The following is a 17,567-nucleotide window of genomic DNA, read 5'->3' on the forward strand; positions in this document are numbered from 1 at the left end:
CGGAGGGTTACAGACGGCGGGTGGCGAGGGTGAGCCGGTCGCGGGCGTCGAACAGCGCGTCCTTGATCATCCGCTCATGGGCGGCGGTCAGCCGGGCGACCGGCACCGAGCAGCTGATCGCGTCCCGCGCCGGGGTGCGGTAGGGGATCGCGACGCCGAAGCAGCGCAGACCCAGGGTGTTCTCCTCGCGGTCCACCGCGAAGCCCTGTGCGCGGACGGTGTGCAGCTCCTCGATGAGCCGCTCACGGTCGCCGATGGTGTTCTCGGTGACCGCGGGCAGCGCCTCCGGCAGCATCGCCCGCACCTGCGCGTCGGAGAAGGTGGCCAGCAGCGCCTTGCCCAGCGCGGTGGAGTGGGCCGGCAGCCGACGGCCGACACGGGTGAACGGGCGCAGGTAGTGCTGTGACTGACGGGTGGCGAGATAGACCACGTTGGTGCCGTCGAGCCGGGCGAGATGGATGGTCTCGGTGGTGTCGTCGGCGAGCCGGTCCAGCGTGGGACGGGCCGCGGCCACCACCTCGTCACCGTCGATATAGGAGGTGCCGACGAGCAGCGCGCGCACCCCGATGCCGTAGCGGGTGCCGGTGGCGTCGGTCTCCACCCAGCCCAGCTCGACCAGCGTGCGCAACAGCATGTACAGGCTCGACTTGGGGTAGCCCACCGCCTCCTGGACCGCTGCCAGGCTGTGCATACCGGGTCGTCCGGCGAAGTACTCCAGCAGCTCGACCGTGCGCACCGCGGACTTGACCTGGCCCGAGACCTGGCCCGCGCCCGGCCCGGCAGCTCCGCCCGGTGCGGCAGCAGACATCGCCTTGACCCCCCTGTTCGGCCAGCCATAGAGTCCCGGGGGAATTCACCATCCGGGACAGCGTTCAGCGTATCGAACAGCGGTCGAGATGCGAGACGCAAGCAGTGGATACACAGCAGGAGGAATCCGCGGTGTCAGCACCAGTGTGGAGCGTCGACCCCCGAACCGGAAAGCAGCGGGAACAGGTGGCCGACGAGGCCACCGCGGACGAGGTGGACCGGGTCGTATCGGCCGCCCACGCGGCCCGTGGCGCCCTCGCGGACCGTACGGTGCGCGCCGCCCTGCTGCGCACCGCGGCCGACCTGCTCGACTCCGCCCGCGATGTGCTGGTCGAGGCCGCCGACGCGGAGACCGCGCTCGGCCCGGCCCGGCTCACCGGTGAACTCGCCCGCACCACCTACCAACTGCGGTCCTTCGCGGACGTGGTGGACGAGGGCGGCTTCCTCGACATCCGGATCGATCACGCCGATCCCGGGCAGACCCCGCCCTGGCCCGATCTGCGCCGCCACAAGGTCCCGCTGGGCGTCGTCGCCGTCTACGCCGCCAGCAACTTCCCGCTCGCCTTCTCCGTACCCGGCGGCGACACCGCCAGCGCCCTGGCCGCGGGCTGCCCCGTGGTCATCAAGGCCCACCCCGACCACCCCGCCACCTCCGAACTGGCCGCCGCCACGCTGCGCCGCGCCGCCGAGCGGGTCGGCCTGCCCAGCGAAGTGATCGCCGTGGTGCACGGTTTCGACGCGGGTCTGGACCTCGTCCGCCATCCGCTGGTCGCCGCCGCGGGGTTCACCGGTTCGATCCGGGGCGGCCGCGCCCTCTTCGACGCCGCGGCGGCCCGGCCGGTGCCGATCCCCTTCCACGGCGAACTGGGCAGTCTCAACCCGGTGGTGGTCACCGAGGCCGCGGCCGCCGAGCGGGCCGAGCAGATCGGCGCGGGCCTCGCGGGCTCGATGACCCTGGGCGTCGGCCAGTTCTGCACTAAGCCCGGCTTTGTCCTGGCGCCCGCGGGGGAGACCGGCGACCGGCTGGTCACCGCCCTCACCGCCGCGGTCAGCAACACCGACCCCGGGGTGCTGCTCGACCACCGGATGCGCGACGCCTTCCTCGCCGGGATCCTCGAGCGCTCCGAGCTGCCCGAGGTGAAGGCCCCGGTCACCCCGGGCGCGGGCGGTGAGCACACGGTCAGCGCGGGCTTCCTGACCGTGCCCGCCCGGCTGCTCGCCGAGGAGGGGCCGCACGACATGCTGCTGGAGGAGTGCTTCGGCCCGGTGACCGTGGTCGCCCGCTACGACGGCGACGCCGACATCACCGCCGTCCTCGCCCGGCTCCAGGGCAACCTCACCGCCACCGTCCAGATCTCCGCCGCCGAGGCCGAGGACGAAGGCGGCCGGGCCGCCGCCCTCCTCGCCGAGCTGACCCCGCTCGCCGGCCGGGTCCTGGTCAACGGCTGGCCGACCGGTGTCGCCGTCGCCCCCGCCCAGCACCATGGCGGCCCCTACCCGGCGACCACCTCCACCTCCACGTCCGTCGGCGGCACCGCCGTGGAGCGTTGGCTGCGGCCGGTCACCTACCAGGACACCCCGGCCGCCCTGCTGCCGCCGGAGCTGCGTGAGGACAACCCGCTGGGGCTGCCCCGCCGGGTCGACGGCGTCCGGGAGCGGGGTCGCCGCGGCGAGGAGAGCGGCGACCCGACCGGCTGATACCGGTTTCCGCCCCCGCGTCATGGAGCCTCGGGGGAAAGTCGCAGGTCAGAGGGGATGCATAAGGATCGCTTGAAGGCATGCGTCATAATCTGGCAATGGACGCGGGGGTGCGGCCGAACCATAGTGGATCGACATGGAGAGCCTGGCAGGCGCGGAATTCGCGCCACAGACGACGTACCTCAACACCGCGTCCATGGGTCTGATCCCCGCACGCTCCGTAACCGCCATGAAGGCGGCCCTCGACGACGCGACGGCCGGGAGCCTCGCCGCCGAGGCGGCCTTCGAGGCCGTCGAGGGGACCCGCACCGCCTACGCCCGGATCGTCGGGGTACCGGCGAGCCGGGTCGCCACCGGCGGCTCGGTCGCCGTCTTCGTCGGCATGATCGCCGCCTCACTGCCCTCCGGCGCCGAAGTCCTCGTCGCCGACGGCGACTTCAGCTCCCTGGTCAACCCCTTCGCCGTCCGCCGTGACCTCAAGCTGCGCACCGTGCCGCTGGAGGAGATCGCGGACGCCGTACGGCCCGGCACCGCGCTGGTCGCGGTCAGCGCCACCCAGTCGGCGGACGGCCGGATCGCCGACCTCGACGCCATCCGCGCGGCGGCCCGCGCCCACGGCGCCCGCACCCTGGTGGACACCAGCCAGGCCGCCGGGTGGCTGGCGGTCAAGGCCGCCGAGGCCGACTTCACCGTGTCCGTCGGCTTCAAATGGCTGCTGTGCCCGCGCGGCGTCGCCTTCCTGACCGTGCCCGCGGACCTGGGCGGAATCACCCCGGTCTTCGCGGGCTGGGTCGCGGGCGAGGAGCCCTGGGACAGCTGCTACGGGCCGGTGGCCGAACTGGCCCACTCCGCCCGCCGCTTCGACGAGAGCCCCAGCCTGTTCTCCTATGTGGCCGCCCGGCACTCCCTGGCGCTGGTCGAGGAGCTGGGCATCGGGGCCATCGCCGCCCATGACCGCGCGCTCGCCGACCGCTTCCGCGCCGGGGTCATCGAGCTCGGCCACACCCCGGTGGCCGCCCCGGGGTCGGCGATCGTCTCGGTGCCGGGGCTCGGGAACGCGGCGACCCGGCTGGCCGAGCGGGGGGTCCATGTCTCGGCGCGGGCCGGGAACCTGCGCGCCTCGTTCCACCTGTACAACACGGCGGCCGAGGTGGACCGGCTGCTGGAGGTGCTGGCGGGCTGAGCCCACCGGACGGCCCGTACACACGGCCCGTACACACAGAGCCTGACCAGTCCGCACAAGCCTGAGGGGAGCCGGGACATCCCGGCTCCCCTCAGGCTCAGGCGCGGGTCAGCTCAGGGCTGACCGGACGGTCTCACCGCACCGGGGTGAAGTCCCGCGCACCGATGTAGTCCGGCCGCGGCACCGGCGCCGCGAACGGCTCCACCGCGGTGTTCTCCACGCTGTTGAACACGATGAAGACATTGCTGCGCGAGTAGGGCGTGATGTTGTCGCCCGAGCCGTGCATACAGTTGCAGTCGAACCAGGTGGCCGACCCGGCCTTACCGGTGAACAGCTTGATGCCGTGCTTGTCCGCGAACGCGGTCAGCGCCTCGTCCGTCGGAATGCCCGCATCCTGCATCTGGAGCGACTTCTTGTAGTTGTCCTTCGGAGTCGAACCCGCACAGCCGAGGAAGGTGCGATGCGACCCGGGCATGATCATCAGCCCGCCGTTGGTGTCGAAGTTCTCCGTCAGCGCGATGGAGACCGACACGGTCCGCATATTCGGCAGGCCGTCCTCGGCGTGCCAGGTCTCGAAGTCCGAGTGCCAGTAGAAGCCCGAGGCCCCGAAACCCGGCTTGACGTTGATCCGGCTCTGGTGGACGTACACGTCCGAGCCCAGGATCTGGCGGGCCCGGCCCACCACACGCTCGTCACGCACCAGGTTCGCGAAGACCTCACTGATCCGGTGAACCTCGAACACCGACCGCACGGCCTGCGACTTCGGCTCGATGATCGAGCGGTCGTCGGCACGCACCTCCGGGTCGTTGATCAGCCGGTTCAGTTCGTTCCGGTAGACCGCGACCTCATCCGGAGTGATCAGCTGCTCGATCGCCAGAAAGCCGTCGCGATCGAAGTCGCTGAGCTCGGACTCCGGGATCGGCCCCGGGGCGCCGGGCTCGGACCACACCACCGGGTCCACCCGGGGTGTGGCCACCTCGGTTGCTCCTCGGGTCGGATACAGGTCAGTGACCGTGGTCATCAGATCAGACCTCCTCGTCCTCTGTGATCAGCGGGTATACGCCGTTCTCATCATGGTCCTCCCGTCCGGTGATCGGGGGGTTGAAGACACAGACGCAGCGGAAGTCGGTCTTGGGCCGCAGCGTGTGCTTCTCATGGCCGTTCAGCAGGTACATGGTGCCGGGAGTGATCCAGTGCTTCTCGCCGGTCTCGTCGTTGGTGAGCTCCGCCTCGCCCTCGACACAGAGCACGGCCTCGATGTGGTTGGCGTACCACATGGAGGTCTCGGTGCCCGCGTAGAGCACGGTCTCGTGCAGGGAGAAGCCGACCTTCTCCCTGGCCAGCACGATGCGCTTGCTCTCCCAGGTGCCACTCTTCGACTTGATGTGGCGTTCGGTGCCCTCGATGTCCTTGAAGGATCGGACGATCACGGTGAGTTGCTGCCTTTCTCTGTTCTCTGTGGTGCCTTACGGAAGGGTCAAGCGGTCTCGCGGACCGCGCGGGCGAGGGTCCGCAGCCCCTCGTCCAGCTCCTCGGGCGAGATGGTCAGCGCGGGCAGCAGCTTGACGACCTCGCTCTCGGGGCCCGAGCTCTCCACGAGCAGTCCGAGCTCGAACGCGCGGCGGCAGATGGCGGTGGCGCGGTCCTTGTCCTCGAACTCCAGGCCCCAGACCAGACCGCGGCCGCGGAAGTGGGCCCCGGACTGCTCCTCGTCGCAGATGGCGGCCAGCGCCTGCTCGACCTGCTCGCCGCGGGCCAGCGTCTGCTTCTCCATCTGGCCGTCGGACCAGTAGGTGTCCAGGGTCGCGGCGGCGGTGACGAACGCCGGGTTGTTGCCGCGGAAGGTGCCGTTGTGCTCGCCCGGCTCCCAGATGTCCAGCTCGGGCTTGAACAGGCAGAGCGACATCGGCAGGCCGTAGCCGCTGATGGACTTCGAGACGGTCACGATGTCCGGGGTGATGCCCGCCTCCTCGAAGGAGAAGAAGGCACCGGTGCGGCCGCAGCCCATCTGGATGTCGTCGACGATCAGCAGCATGTCCTGGCGCTCGCACAGCTCGGCCAGGGCGCGCAGCCACTCGGCACGCGCGACGTTGATACCGCCCTCGCCCTGGACCGTCTCGACGATCACGGCGGCGGGCTTGTTGAGACCGGAGCCCTGGTCCTCGAGCAGCCGCTCGAACCACAGGAAGTCCGGCACGGTGCCGTCGAAGTAGTTGTCGAACGGCATCGGGGTGCCGTGGACCAGCGGGATACCGGCACCGGCGCGCTTGAAGGCGTTACCGGTGACGGCCAGCGAGCCCAGCGACATGCCGTGGAAGGCGTTGGTGAAGGAGACGATCGCCTCGCGGCCCTTGACCTTACGGGCCAGTTTCAGCGCGGACTCGACGGCGTTGGTGCCCGTCGGGCCCGGGAACATGACCTTGTACGGCAGGTCGCGCGGGCGAAGGATGTTGTTCTGGAACGACTCCAGGAACGCGCGCTTGGCGGTGGTGGACATGTCGAGCCCATGCGTCACACCGTCGCGCTCGATGTAGTCGATCAGTGCGCGTTTCAGCACCGGGTTGTTGTGGCCGTAGTTGAGCGACCCGGCACCGGCGAAGAAGTCGAGGTAGGTGTGGCCGTCCTCGTCGTACATGTGGCTGCCCTGGGCGCGGTCGAAGACGGCGGGCCAGCCACGGCAGTAGCTGCGCACCTCGGACTCCAGGGCCTCGAAGACGCTCAGGGCGGGCGGGGTGATGGTCACAGCATTCTCCTGGGAGATGAGTGTTACGAGGGGGGGTGAGGAGGGGTGATGGGTGGGATGGAGCGAGTTCTCGGAGCCGCGGTCAGGGGCCGCGGCAGGGCGGGGCCGGATCGCCGGTGATCCGGATCGCCGGGACCGGATCAGGGCCGGTCCGCGAGCGGGCCGATGCGGTACAGCACCTCGGGCTCGTGTCCTCCGTCGGGGAACAGGTCACCGTGGAAGAGGACCTCGCGCTCCACCGGCGCACCGTGCCGTTCGGCGAACGAGGTGAACAGCCGGTTCGAGGCGGTGTTGTCCGGGGTGATCGTGGTCTCGATGCCACGGACCCCCATCCCGGCGACGCGCTGGGTCAGCCCGTCGAGCAGGGTGGCGGCCAGTCCGCGGCCGCGGAAGGCGTCGTCGACGGCTACCTGCCAGACGACGAGCGTCTCGGGGCGCTCGGGGCGGATGTAGCCGGTGATGAAGGCGACCGGTCCGCCCGCGGCGTCGCGGGCCACCACGGAGGTGGCTGCGAAGTCACGGCACCACAGGAGGTAGCTGTAGGAGGAGTTGAGGTCCAGGGTCTTGGAGTCGCGGGCGATTCGCCAGATCGCGGCTCCGTCCTCGACGCGCGGTGTGTCGAGGGTCAGTCCCTCCGGCAAATCCAATTCGCTACGGGCTAGGTCTGCTTGTGCGGCGGTCATGCAAATTAAATTTACCCAGCAGAATCGGAAAATGCATCGTGGGGAGGGGTTACGTGGAGGGGGTCTGCTGTGTTATCACGCGGGCACGTGCGTACGCGCGGCGGATCGCCGAAAAGCCTTGGTTTGTACGGGAGTTAGTGGGAGGAATCGCCTCGCGTGTGGAGTCTGTCACATCTGCGTAACCCGCGCGTGACGGGTGTGAATTCTGGGCTCCGGGACGTGGGAAAAATCTGGGTTTAAGGTCCGGGAGAGCGGGCAGACGATTGTGGGAAGCTGCACTTGGAAAGTGCCACCAATTTATCTTTTGGCGACCCTGAATTCAATCATCTCCGGAGAAGTCCGGGGGAACGCACAGCGAAGTTGCCGAAGGGCCCCGAGGAACATCCGGGGTAATCGGGGCGATGGCGGGGCGATGGCCCTCTCCGGTCCTCGTACGCGGTCTCGTACAGTGCGTGACATGAGGGATAGCGCGGTGCTGCACATCAAGGGCAGGGTCCTGGTGGGGCCGGGGGACGAGCTCGCGTCGGGGGGTGTTGCGGCGGGTTCTGCCGCGAATGCTTCTGTGAGTAGCGGCGGAGTCGCGGAGGGTGTCCGAAGCGAACTGTGGGTGGTGGACGGCAAGATCACCTTCGAGCGTCCGGCCGGGGCCCGTGACGTCCGGCTCATCGAGGGCTGGGCGCTGCCCGGTCTTGTGGACGCCCACTGCCACGTCGGTCTCGACGCCCATGGTGCCGTGGACGAGTCCACCAGCGAGAAGCAGGCGCTCACCGACCGTGAGGCCGGGGCGCTGCTGCTGCGGGACGCCGGATCGCCCGCCGACACCCGCTGGATCGACGACCGCGAGGACCTGCCCCGCATCATCCGCGCGGGCCGCCATATCGCCCGTACCAAGCGCTACATCCGCAACTACGCGCATGAGATCGAGCCCGAGGACCTGGTCGCGTATGTCGCGGCGGAGGCGCGGCGCGGCGACGGCTGGGTCAAGCTGGTCGGCGACTGGATCGACCGCGAGACCGGCGACCTCTCGGCCTGCTGGCCGCGCGGCGCGGTCGAGGCGGCCATCGCCGAGGCCCACCGGCTCGGTGCCCGGGTCACCGCCCACTGCTTCGCCGAGGAGACGTTGGCGCCGCTGGTCGAGGCCGGGATCGACTGCATCGAGCACGCCACCGGGCTGACCGAGGAGACCATCCCGCTGTTCGCCGAGCGCGGGGTCGCCATCGTGCCGACGCTCGTCAACATCGCCACCTTCCCCCGGCTCGCCCTCGGCGGCGAGGCGAAGTTCCCGCGCTGGGCGGACCATATGCGGCAGCTCCACGCGCGCCGCTACGAGACGGTGCGCGCGGCCCATGACGCGGGCATCCCGATCTTCACCGGCACCGACGCGGGCGGTTCGCTGCCCCACGGCCTGATCGGCCAGGAGGTCGCCGAGCTGGTGAAGGCCGGTATCCCGGCCCGGGACGCGCTCTCCGCGGCCACCTGGGGCGCACGGGCCTGGCTGGGACGCCCGGGACTCACGGAAGGGGCCCCGGCGGACCTCGTGGTGTACGAGACGGATCCCCGGGAGGACGTAAGGGTGCTGACGTCGCCGCGGCGCGTGGTACTACGCGGAGAGGTCGTGGCCTGACGCCACGGGCCCGTCTGCCTGACGCCGTGGGTACGGCGGCCGGGCTCAGGGGGTGCGCCTGTCTGGCCCTGCGGGTCCGGCCTGGCGTCAGGGGCCCGACGGCCTCACGCCGCGCGTTCGGCGGTCTGGCGCCGTGGGTCCGTCTGACCCTGCGGGTCCGATGGCCCGATCCCGCGGTCTGGCCTGACCCTGCGGGTCCGTCTGCCTGACGCGGTGGGTCCGGCGGCCGGGCTCCGGGGATTCGCCTGCCTGGTGTCGCGGGTCCGGCGGCCTCACGTCGCGGGTCCCGCGGCCTGGCTCCGGGATTCGCCTGCCTGTCGCCGTGGGCTGGGCGGCCTCACGTCGCGGGTACGCCTGCCTGGTGTCGCGGGTTCGCCTGTCCAACGCTGCGGCGGCCTGGCGCCGTGGGCTTGGCGGACAGGCTCCGGGGGTGCGCCTCCCTGGCGCAGTGGGTCCAGGAGCCTGGCGCCGTGGGCATGGCGCCGGGCTCTGCGGGGCCGACGTCTGATCCCGCGGGTCCGTTCGCCTCGCGCCGTGGGTACGGCGCCTGAGTGGTGGGGGTGCTGGGTTTTCGACTGGGGCTTCGAACTCGGCGCCGAACCCCACCCGTTGGGATGAACGGACTTCATGTGTCTGCCTGTTTACCCTCGGTGCGCAAATATGGCGTGGTCGAGGCCGTCGGCGCCCGTGGAGTCCCCCGCGGCAGGCGCCGGCGGCTCCATGTCTCCAGTGGGGGTCAACTCACGTGTCCAGTTCCAGCAATCCCTTCTTCGGCATGCCCGCCCGCCGTCTGGCGGCCGTCACTGCCGCTGCCGCCGTCTCCGTCCTGGGCGCCCTGCCCGCGGGCGCGGCGCACGCCGACACCGGTAGGACCACCGGTAAGGCCGACGCGGTCGTGCTCCGCACCGACCTGAACGTCGCGCTGCTCAACAAGACGGTCTCCGCACCGCTCGCCGTCGTCCTCAACGAGGTGCACGCGCCGCAGACCGCCAGCAAGACCGCGCTCTCCGCGACCCTGGACGGGGTCAACGGAGGCAAGCCGTTCAACGTGCTGAACGCCGATGTGGCCACCGCGCGGGCGGCCGTGGACAAGCAGCGCGCCGAGGGCTACTCCAACCTCGTCAACGCCAAGGTCCATGTGCCGGGTCTGGTCGGCATGCCGCTCATCCACGTCCAGCAGGTGACCTCCAAGGCGGTCTGCGCGGCCGGGAAGCGGCCGACCGCCGACTCCAATGTGCTCGGTGGCGTCACCGTGCTCGGGAAGAAGGTCAACCTGACCGCGGGCGGCACCACCACGGTCGACGTGCCGTCGGTCGGCAAGGTCCAGCTCGACCTGTCGAAGACCTCGGTCACCTCCGGCACGGCGGCGGCCACTGCCCTGAACCTCAAGGTCTCGGTGAACCCGCTCAAGCTGAACGTCTCGGAGGTCAACGGCCAGATCACACTCGCCCGCGCGACCTGCGAGTCCCCCGCGGCCGCCGACGAGCCGAAGACCCCGGTGGGTAACCAGGCCAAGCCCGATCCCAAGCCGGAGAACCTGGCCGAGACCGGTGGCAGCTCGGCCACGCCGTACCTGATCGGCGGCGGCGCCCTGCTGCTGGTGATGGGCGCCGGTGCCGTCACCCTGGCCCGCCGCCGGCGCGCCGGAGCGGACGGCGCCGACGCGTAACCGGCGGCGGAGAGCCACGGCCCGGGCCCCGCGCCGTGACGACGGCGCGGGTGCACGGGGCGTAGGCGGCCGGTGCGGCCGGGGTCCTGGATCGGGTGCCAGGGCCCGGGGCCGCGCCGCCGCCCCCGGGGGTCAAGGGCGGCGTTCTGCCAGGGCCTTGGCCAGGGCTACGGCGAAGCGGTCCGTGGTGGGGCGGTCGCGGACCGCCAGCCGTAGCCAGTCCGGGCCCAGGCCCGGAAACGTGTCACCACGCCGGACGGCGAACCCCAGCTCCCGCAGCCTGGTGCGCAGCGCCACCGCGCCCGGGATCTGGATCAGCAGGAACGGCCCGGCCGCCGGGCCGCACACCCGCACCTCCGGGAACTCCGCCAGCCGGGCCGCCAGATGGGCCCGGTCGGCGGCCGTCCGTTCCGCCGCCGCCTCCGCCTCGGCCAGTGCCGGAGCCGCCGAGCACGCCTCCGCCGCCACCAGGGCGGGCGTGGACACCGGCCACAGCGGCTGCACCCGCTCCAGCGCGCCGATCATCTCCTCGTCCGCCAGGACATAGCCGATGCGCAGCCCCGCGAGACCCCATGTCTTGGTCAGGCTGCGCAGCACCACCAGCCCGGGCACATCGGTCCGGGCCGCCAGCGACGCGGACTCGCCCGGCACGGCGTCCATGAACGCCTCGTCCACCACCAGCGTCCGCCCCGGCCGGGCCAGCCCGGCCACCACATCCGCCGGGTGCAGCACCGACGTGGGGTTGGTGGGGTTGCCGAGCACCACCAGATCCGCGCCGTCCGGCACCGCCGCCGGGTCCAGCCGGAAACCGTCGCGCTCGTCCAGAACCACCCGCTCCACCCGGTGCCCGGCATCCCGCAACGCGGCCTCCGGCTCGGTGAACTGCGGATGCACCACCACCGGGCGCCGCGCCGGAAGAGCCCGCGCCAGCAGGACGAACGCCTCCGCGGCCCCCGCCGTCAGCAGCACCCGCCCGACCGGCACCCCGTGGCGCGCGGCGACCGCCGCGCGGGCCGCCCGCCCGTCGGGGTACGCGGCGAGCCCGTCCAGGGACGCGGCGATCCGGGCCCTGAGCCATGGAGGGGGTGTATCGGCCCGGACGTTGACCGCCAGATCCGTCAACCCGGCGTCGGCGCCCCGTACCTCGGCGTCCCCATGGTGCCGCAGATCGAACTCAGCGGACATGGGCGTGGGCGTCGGGGTGGGAGAAGGCGTGCTCCTCGGCGGCGAAGCCCGCCCGCTCGGACGCGCCCGCCGCCTCCTCGTAGCGCGCCATGACGACGTCCAGCAACGCCTTCGCCGGACCGATCGCGTCGGCGGCCACCACCTCGACGTCCCGATGGGCCAGCCCCCAGCCCTCCGCCTGCTGCCGCACCCGCTCCAGCGCGTCGCCCGGGAAGACGGCGTACGGCAGCACGACCACCCGCCGCGCCCCGAGCCGCGCACAGCGGTCCAGGCCCGACGGCACATCCGGCGCCGCGAGGGAGGCGAAGGCGACTTCCACCCCCGCGAAGCCGCGGCCCTCCCACAGCAGCCGCGCCGCCCGGTGCACCTCGGCGTTGGCCTCCGGCAGCGGGGATCCGCCGCCCACCAGCAGCACGGTGGTCCCGGCCCGGTCCGACGGCTTCCGGGGGCCACCGCCCATTGCCTCGTCGAGACGGCTCTCCAGCACGTCCAGCAGCGTGGGGTGCGGGCCCAGCGCACGGGCGGCGGAGAACGACACCTCCGCGTGCCGCTCCGCCTCCTGGGCGAGCGCGGCGGCGATGCCGTCCCGGGGATGTTCCACCGGTATGAGGGTCAGCGGTACGACGGCGAGACGGGTCGCCCCGTCCTCGACGAGACGGCCGATCGCGTCGGACAGCGGATGCGCGCCGCCCGGCCCGGTGAGGCCGCCCCCCACGGCCAGCTCGGGGTGGCGCGCGGCCACCTCCTGAACGAAGTGGTGGAAGACGGTGGCGCGCCTGTCGTCCCGGGTGCCGATGCCGGCGATCAGCAGCGCTGGCGGGGTCGTCACGAGCTCTCCTTGGTGGTGCAGGTATTGCGGGGTCTCACGGCGAACGGAGGTGCGAGGGGGGCTGGTTCGCCCCGGAGACGTTACTGACGGACGCCGCCACGCGCGACACCAGGTCTTTGCCGCCCGTCCAGGGCGGATGCGCGGTGTCCCGCCCCGGGCCGACGCCCTGTCCAGCGTTGCCGCGCAACCGGGGTGTGGCCTCGCGCGCGCTCTGGTGTGCGGTCCCGCCGCCCGGCGCGGGTTCCCCGGCCGGGGGCATGGTGTGCTGCCTGGATGTGGCGTCGGTGAGGCTACCGCGCGGCCCGGCCGCGGTCCCCTCCGGCTGTTCACCACGCCGCGAGCGGGCACCCTCCGGCGGGGTCGCGGCGCCGGGCTCGCGGCGGCCGGGTTCGCCATCCCGCGTGGGGGCGTCGCGCTGTGCGGGGTCGCTGTGCCGCCGGGGTGCGGCGTCGCACGCGGGGTCGGCACTCGGCGCGGGGGCGCCGTCCGCCCGGGGTGCGGCATTCCGTCCGGCGGCGGCGCTGGCGCGGCGGTTGTCCGGGGGCGTACGGCGGTGGGCCACCGCGCAGGTGGCTCGGGCCGGGGCGGCGCCCCGGGGGGCCGACTTGCGTTTGGGGACGAGCAGTTCGGCGGCCGGGCCCGCCGCCAGCAGGGCCGCGGACTCCGCGACGCCCGGTGTGCCCACCGCGGCGAGGGTGGTCGCGGACGGGGTGGGGACCTCCACCGAGGCCAGGGCCGAGGCCGGACAGCCGCGCAGCGGGACGCCCAGGCGCGCGGCCGCGAGCACCAGCCCCGGTTCGGCCGCCTTGGACTCCACCGTCGCCAACTCCGCGATCCGGCCGAGGGAGAGGCCCTCGGCGGCGAGCACCGACCCGATCAGCTCGGTGATCTCCTCGGCGGACACCCCCCGGCTCGCGCCGACCCCCACCACCAGCCCCGGGTCACCCGGCGCGGGCGGCATGGGGAACGCATCCGGCGACGAACCGGGTCGCGGCGGCCGGCACCGCGGCCCAGTGGACGTGGAGGTACGAGGCGTGCACCCGGCCCTGGGCGAAACCCTCGGTGCGGCGCTCCGGGTGGACGATGCCCCAGGCGGGGTCCGGGCCCGCGCCCGGGGTGATGGCCGTGCGGTGGAACTCATGGCCGCGCACCCGTGTCCCGGCGACGGCGAGCGCGGTGTCGGAGACGGCCACGGCCTCACGGTAACCGAGGATCAGCCGGTCCGACATCCGTGCTTCTCCCTCAAGCACCCCGCACATCGGCTGCCCGTCCAGCGAGCGCGCCAGATACAGCAGCCCGGCGCATTCGGCCGCGATCGGCGCACCGGAAGCGGCCAGTTGGGCCACCGCCGCCCGCAGCGGCTCGTTGGCCGAGAGCTCGGGTGCGTACACCTCCGGGAAGCCACCGCCGATCACCACACCGTCCGTGCCGTCCGGGAGGCGCTCGTCCCGCAGCGGGTCGAACGGCACGACCCGCGCACCGGCGGCGGTGAGCAGCTCGCCGTGCTCCGCGTAGGAGAAGGTGAACGCGGGCCCTCCCGCGACCGCCACCACAGGACCGTCGGCGGATGCGAGCCCGGTACCGGCACCCCGCACCTCCGCCACCGGATCCCACACCGGCCCGGACAGCGGCGGCGCGCCGCGCGCCAGCGCCAGCAGGCCGTCCAGATCGCATCCCTCGCGCACCCGCGCGGCGAGGGCGGACACCGAGTCCACCGCCTCCGCATGCCGCTCGGCCACCGGCACCAGCCCCAGGTGGCGGCTCGGGGCCCGCACCGCGTCCGTGCGGCGCAGCACGCCGAACACCGGGACCCCCGCCCCCTCCAGGGCCTCGCGCAGCATCGCCTCGTGCCGGTCCGAAGCGACCTTGTTGAGGATCACCCCGGCGACGCGCACCTCCGGATCCCACGAGGCGAAGCCATGGACCAGCGCGGCCACCGACCGCGACTGCGAGGACGCGTCCACCACCAGCACCACCGGGGCGCGCAGCAGCTTGGCCACATGGGCCGTGGAGGCCAGCTCGCCCTGTCCCGCCGCACCGTCGAACAGCCCCATCACCCCCTCGACCAGGGCCAGATCGCAACCCGCCGCACCGTGCAGGAACAGCGGGGCGATCCGGTCCGGACCGCAGAGGTAGGCGTCCAGATTCCGGCCGGGACGGGACCCCGCGCCACCGGAACGGCCTCCGGACGAGCCACCGGAGCGGGCGGACCGCGAGACGGCCAGCGCGTGGTAGCCAGGGTCGATGTAGTCCGGTCCGACCTTGTGCGGGGACACATCCAGCCCCCGCTCCGCGAAGGCGGCCATCAGCCCCGCGGCGACGGTCGTCTTGCCGCTTCCGGAGGAGGGAGCGGCGATGACCAGACGGGGAACACTCACCACTCGATGCCTCGCTGGCCCTTCTGACCGGCGTCCATCGGGTGCTTGACCTTGGACATGTCGGTGACCAGGTCGGCGAAGTCCAGCAGCTGCGCGGGCGCGTTGCGCCCGGTGATGACCACGTGCTGCATCCCCGAACGGTCGCGCAACACCGCCACCACCTCGTCAGGATCCACCCAGCCCCAGTGCATCGGATACGCGAACTCGTCCAGCACGTACAGCCGGTATGTCTCCGCCGCGAGATCCCGCTTGACCTGCTCCCAGCCCTCGCGCGCCGCCTCCTCGCTGGAAGCCATGTCGCGCTGGACCCACGACCAGCCCTCGCCCATCTTGTGCCATGCGACGGTCCCCCCTTCGCCCGAGTCGCCCAGGACGCGCAGCGCACGCTCCTCGCCGACCCGCCATTTCGCGGACTTCACAAACTGAAATACACCGACCGGCCAGTTCTGGTTCCACGCCCGCAGCGCCAGCCCGAACGCCGCCGTCGACTTGCCTTTGCCCACCCCGGTGTGCACGAGCACCAGCGGACGGTTGCGGCGCTGGCGGGTGGTCAGCCCGTCGTCGGGGACGACGGTCGGTTGTCCTTGCGGCATCAGGCGGCCCTCCGAGTGGTCGAAACGTTCCGTACATCGCGGACCAGCGCGGTCACACTGTCCGCACGCAGTTCGTCCAGCGTCACCGGGGTGCCCCGCAGCTCCCGGGCGAGCGCCCCCGCCAGCCCGAGCCGCACCGGCCCCGACTCGCAGTCCACGACCACCGAGGCGATCCCGTCGCCCGCCAGCAGCCGTGCCGCCTGTGCGGCCCGTGCGACCGGGGTGGCACCGGCGCCCTGCCGCGCCGTGTCCTCCCGACGGGCCCCGGTGGCCCGTCCGTCGGTCACCACGACCAGCAGCGGACGGCGCGAGGGGTCCCGCAGCCGCTCCACCCGCAGCACCTCGCGGGCCTTGAGCAGCCCCGCCGCCAGCGGTGTCCGGCCGCCGGTGGGCAGCCGCTCCAGCCGCGCGGCGGCGGTGTCCACCGAGGAGGTGGGCGGCAGCGCCAGTTCCGCGTCCGCGCCCCGGAAGGTGATCAGACCGACCTTGTCGCGCCGCTGATAGGCGTCCAGAAGCAGGGACAGCACCGCGCCCTTGATGGCGCCCATGCGGGTGCGGGCGGCCATCGACCCCGACGCGTCCACCACGAACAGCACGAGATTGCCCTCCCGGCCCTCGCGCACCGCCTCGCGCAGATCGTCACGGCGCACCAGCAGCCCCGGACCGCTGCGTCCGCGCGCGTGCTGATGCGGGGCCGCCGCCCTTACGGTCGCCGTCAGATGGAGCGAGGAGAGCGTGCCTCGGGGGCGCCGGGCCCCGGTGGTGCGACCGTGCGCGGTGCGGGCGCGCGACCGCCGTCCGGCCGCCCCCTCGCCCAGCCCCGGTACATCCAGCCGCCGGGTCCGGAACGGTTCGGCGGCGCCCACGGCCGCCTTCTCACCGCCGCCGCCCGCGCCCGCTCCGCCGCCGCTATCGGCCTCCTGGGGCGTCTCGGGGCCGTCGGCGGCCTCGGGTTCGCCCTCGCGCGGGCCGGGGACGGACGGGTCGGGCGCCGGCGGGGGCTCCTGCGCGCGGTCGTGCGGCAGCCCGCCGCCGGGCCCGCCCTCCGGTCCGCCGGGCCCGTCGTCCGGTCGCTCAGGGCCCCCGTCCGGGCCGTTGTCGCCGTCGCCCTCCTCGGAGCCGGGCCCCTGGTCCGGCTCAGGCGGCTCCGGCTCCTCGTCCTCGAACCGCCGCAGCACCTCGTCGAGTTTCCCCTCGTCCAGCCCCGGGGCGTCGAACGGTGCCCGGCGCCGCCGGTGGGGGAGCGACAGCAGCGCCGCCTGGCGTACATCCTCGGTGCGCACATCGGTCCGGCCCGCCCACGCGGCCAGCGCCGTGGCCGTCCGCGCGGTGACGATGTCCGCCCGCATCCCGTCCACCTCGAAGGCCGCGCACACCGCCGCGATCTGCCGCAGCGCGCGGTCGCCCAGGACCACGCCCGGCAGCAGGGCGCGCGCCGCCGCGATGCGCTCCCGCAGGCCCCCCTCGTCCTCCGCCCAGCGCGCCGCGAACCCGGCCGGGTCCTCGTCGTACGCCAGCCGCCGCCGCACCACCTCGACCCGCTCCTCGGTGTCGCGCGAGGCGGTGACCTCGACCGTCAGCCCGAACCTGTCCAGCAACTGCGGCCGCAGCTCGCCCTCTTCGGGGTTCATCGTGCCCACCAGGAGGAAGCGCGCCGCATGCCGGACCGACACCCCCTCGCGCTCCACATAGGAGGCGCCCATGGCGGCCGCGTCGAGCAGCAGGTCGATCAGGTGGTCGTGGAGCAGGTTGACCTCGTCGACGTAGAGCACGCCGCGGTGCGCGTCGGCCAGCAGCCCCGGCTCGAACGCCTTGACCCCGTCCGACAGCGCCCGCTCGATGTCCAGCGCGCCCACCAGCCGGTCCTCGGAGGCGCCGACGGGCAGTTCGACCATCCGCGCGGGCCGCGCGGCGCCGGTGCCCGGCTCGTGCGGCCCGTCCGGGCACCGCGGATCGGGCGCCGCCGGATCGCAGGAGAACCGGCAGCCCGGGACCACCTCGACCGGCGGCAGCAGCGCCGCCAGGGCGCGGACGGCGGTGGACTTCGCGGTGCCCTTCTCGCCGCGCACCAGCACGCCGCCGACGGCGGGGGAGACCGCGTTGAGCAGCAGGGCCAGCCGCATGTCGGCCATCCCGACGACCGCGGTGAACGGGTAGGTGGCGGTGGTCATTCGG

The 17,567-nt window shown here is 72.9% G+C and carries 14 protein-coding genes and 1 pseudogene; 4 read left to right on the forward strand and 11 right to left on the reverse strand.

Going from position 1 to position 17,567, the window contains the following annotated elements:
• Nucleotides 1-7: 7 nt before the first annotated feature.
• Complete coding sequence (locus AB0C66_RS10185) at nt 8-808, reverse strand: IclR family transcriptional regulator (protein WP_362435322.1); 801 nt, start codon at nt 806-808, stop codon at nt 8-10.
• Nucleotides 809-939: 131 nt separating this feature from the next.
• Between AB0C66_RS10185 and AB0C66_RS10190 the strand changes: the two genes are divergently transcribed.
• Together AB0C66_RS10190 and AB0C66_RS10195 are read left to right on the forward strand one after the other, a co-directional pair.
• On the forward strand, nt 940-2,505 hold the full coding sequence (locus AB0C66_RS10190) for an aldehyde dehydrogenase (NADP(+)) (RefSeq protein WP_362435324.1): 1,566 nt from the start codon (nt 940-942) through the stop codon (nt 2,503-2,505).
• 136 nt (nt 2,506-2,641) lie between these two features.
• The gene (locus AB0C66_RS10195) at nt 2,642-3,688 is read left to right on the forward strand and encodes an aminotransferase class V-fold PLP-dependent enzyme (protein WP_362435327.1); all 1,047 of its coding nucleotides are present in this window, start codon (nt 2,642-2,644) and stop codon (nt 3,686-3,688) included.
• Nucleotides 3,689-3,821: 133 nt separating this feature from the next.
• Here AB0C66_RS10195 and thpD read toward each other — a convergent pair whose 3' ends face one another.
• The 4 genes from thpD to ectA form a co-directional block, all read right to left on the reverse strand.
• Nucleotides 3,822-4,709: an ectoine hydroxylase gene (gene thpD / locus AB0C66_RS10200; RefSeq protein WP_362435330.1), complete on the reverse strand. Its 888-nt coding sequence runs from the start codon at nt 4,707-4,709 to the stop codon at nt 3,822-3,824.
• A 4-nt stretch (nt 4,710-4,713) separates the two neighbouring features.
• Entirely contained in the window at nt 4,714-5,118 is a 405-nt protein-coding gene (locus tag AB0C66_RS10205) for an ectoine synthase (RefSeq protein ID WP_362435333.1), read from the reverse strand.
• A 47-nt stretch (nt 5,119-5,165) separates the two neighbouring features.
• On the reverse strand, nt 5,166-6,431 hold the full coding sequence (gene ectB / locus AB0C66_RS10210) for a diaminobutyrate--2-oxoglutarate transaminase (protein WP_362435336.1): 1,266 nt from the start codon (nt 6,429-6,431) through the stop codon (nt 5,166-5,168).
• A 140-nt stretch (nt 6,432-6,571) separates the two neighbouring features.
• The gene (gene ectA / locus AB0C66_RS10215; protein ID WP_362435339.1) at nt 6,572-7,114 is read right to left on the reverse strand and encodes a diaminobutyrate acetyltransferase; all 543 of its coding nucleotides are present in this window, start codon (nt 7,112-7,114) and stop codon (nt 6,572-6,574) included.
• Nucleotides 7,115-7,571: 457 nt separating this feature from the next.
• Here ectA and AB0C66_RS10220 point away from each other — a divergent pair, with 457 nt between their 5' ends.
• Nucleotides 7,572-8,738, forward strand: coding sequence for an amidohydrolase family protein (locus AB0C66_RS10220; RefSeq protein WP_362435342.1), 1,167 nt, complete (start codon nt 7,572-7,574; stop codon nt 8,736-8,738).
• Between the two features lie 775 nt (nt 8,739-9,513).
• Complete coding sequence (locus AB0C66_RS10225) at nt 9,514-10,407, forward strand: SCO1860 family LAETG-anchored protein (protein WP_362435649.1); 894 nt, start codon at nt 9,514-9,516, stop codon at nt 10,405-10,407.
• Nucleotides 10,408-10,539: 132 nt separating this feature from the next.
• Here AB0C66_RS10225 and cobC read toward each other — a convergent pair whose 3' ends face one another.
• From cobC to AB0C66_RS10255, 6 genes and pseudogenes are all read right to left on the reverse strand, one after another.
• The gene (gene cobC, locus AB0C66_RS10230) at nt 10,540-11,592 is read right to left on the reverse strand and encodes an Rv2231c family pyridoxal phosphate-dependent protein CobC (RefSeq protein ID WP_362435344.1); all 1,053 of its coding nucleotides are present in this window, start codon (nt 11,590-11,592) and stop codon (nt 10,540-10,542) included.
• Complete coding sequence (locus AB0C66_RS10235) at nt 11,582-12,421, reverse strand: sirohydrochlorin chelatase (protein ID WP_362435347.1); 840 nt, start codon at nt 12,419-12,421, stop codon at nt 11,582-11,584. Before AB0C66_RS10235 ends, cobC begins: the two co-directional genes overlap by 11 nt.
• Nucleotides 12,422-12,980: 559 nt before the next feature.
• A pseudogene (locus tag AB0C66_RS10240) lies at nt 12,981-13,361 on the reverse strand (cobalamin biosynthesis protein); the annotation flags it as partial.
• 1 nt (nt 13,362) lies between these two features.
• Nucleotides 13,363-14,802, reverse strand: coding sequence for a cobyrinate a,c-diamide synthase (locus AB0C66_RS10245; protein WP_362435349.1), 1,440 nt, complete (start codon nt 14,800-14,802; stop codon nt 13,363-13,365).
• Nucleotides 14,796-15,392, reverse strand: a complete 597-nt coding sequence (gene cobO / locus AB0C66_RS10250; RefSeq protein ID WP_362435352.1) for a cob(I)yrinic acid a,c-diamide adenosyltransferase — start codon at nt 15,390-15,392, stop codon at nt 14,796-14,798. The genes AB0C66_RS10245 and cobO overlap by 7 nt, the downstream gene beginning before the upstream one ends.
• The gene (locus AB0C66_RS10255; RefSeq protein WP_362435354.1) at nt 15,392-17,563 is read right to left on the reverse strand and encodes a putative cobaltochelatase; all 2,172 of its coding nucleotides are present in this window, start codon (nt 17,561-17,563) and stop codon (nt 15,392-15,394) included. The genes cobO and AB0C66_RS10255 overlap by 1 nt, the downstream gene beginning before the upstream one ends.
• Between the last annotated feature and the right edge of the window lie 4 nt (nt 17,564-17,567).

It is taken from the genome of Streptomyces sp. NPDC048636, assembly GCF_040650655.1.
In the GTDB taxonomy this organism is placed as follows: domain Bacteria; phylum Actinomycetota; class Actinomycetes; order Streptomycetales; family Streptomycetaceae; genus Streptomyces.

What these genes read in the sequence shown, in the direction of transcription:
- AB0C66_RS10185 (WP_362435322.1), bottom strand. Translation starts at nt 808, where the DNA reads ATGTCTGCTGCCGCACCGGGCGGAGCTGCCGGGCCGGGCGCGGGCCAG.
- AB0C66_RS10195 (WP_362435327.1), top strand. Translation starts at nt 2,642, where the DNA reads ATGGAGAGCCTGGCAGGCGCGGAATTCGCGCCACAGACGACGTACCTC.
- thpD (WP_362435330.1), bottom strand. Translation starts at nt 4,709, where the DNA reads ATGACCACGGTCACTGACCTGTATCCGACCCGAGGAGCAACCGAGGTG.
- ectA (WP_362435339.1), bottom strand. Translation starts at nt 7,114, where the DNA reads ATGACCGCCGCACAAGCAGACCTAGCCCGTAGCGAATTGGATTTGCCG.
- AB0C66_RS10220 (WP_362435342.1), top strand. Translation starts at nt 7,572, where the DNA reads ATGAGGGATAGCGCGGTGCTGCACATCAAGGGCAGGGTCCTGGTGGGG.
- AB0C66_RS10225 (WP_362435649.1), top strand. Translation starts at nt 9,514, where the DNA reads ATGCCCGCCCGCCGTCTGGCGGCCGTCACTGCCGCTGCCGCCGTCTCC.
- cobC (WP_362435344.1), bottom strand. Translation starts at nt 11,592, where the DNA reads ATGTCCGCTGAGTTCGATCTGCGGCACCATGGGGACGCCGAGGTACGG.
- cobO (WP_362435352.1), bottom strand. Translation starts at nt 15,392, where the DNA reads ATGCCGCAAGGACAACCGACCGTCGTCCCCGACGACGGGCTGACCACC.
- AB0C66_RS10255 (WP_362435354.1), bottom strand. Translation starts at nt 17,563, where the DNA reads ATGACCACCGCCACCTACCCGTTCACCGCGGTCGTCGGGATGGCCGAC.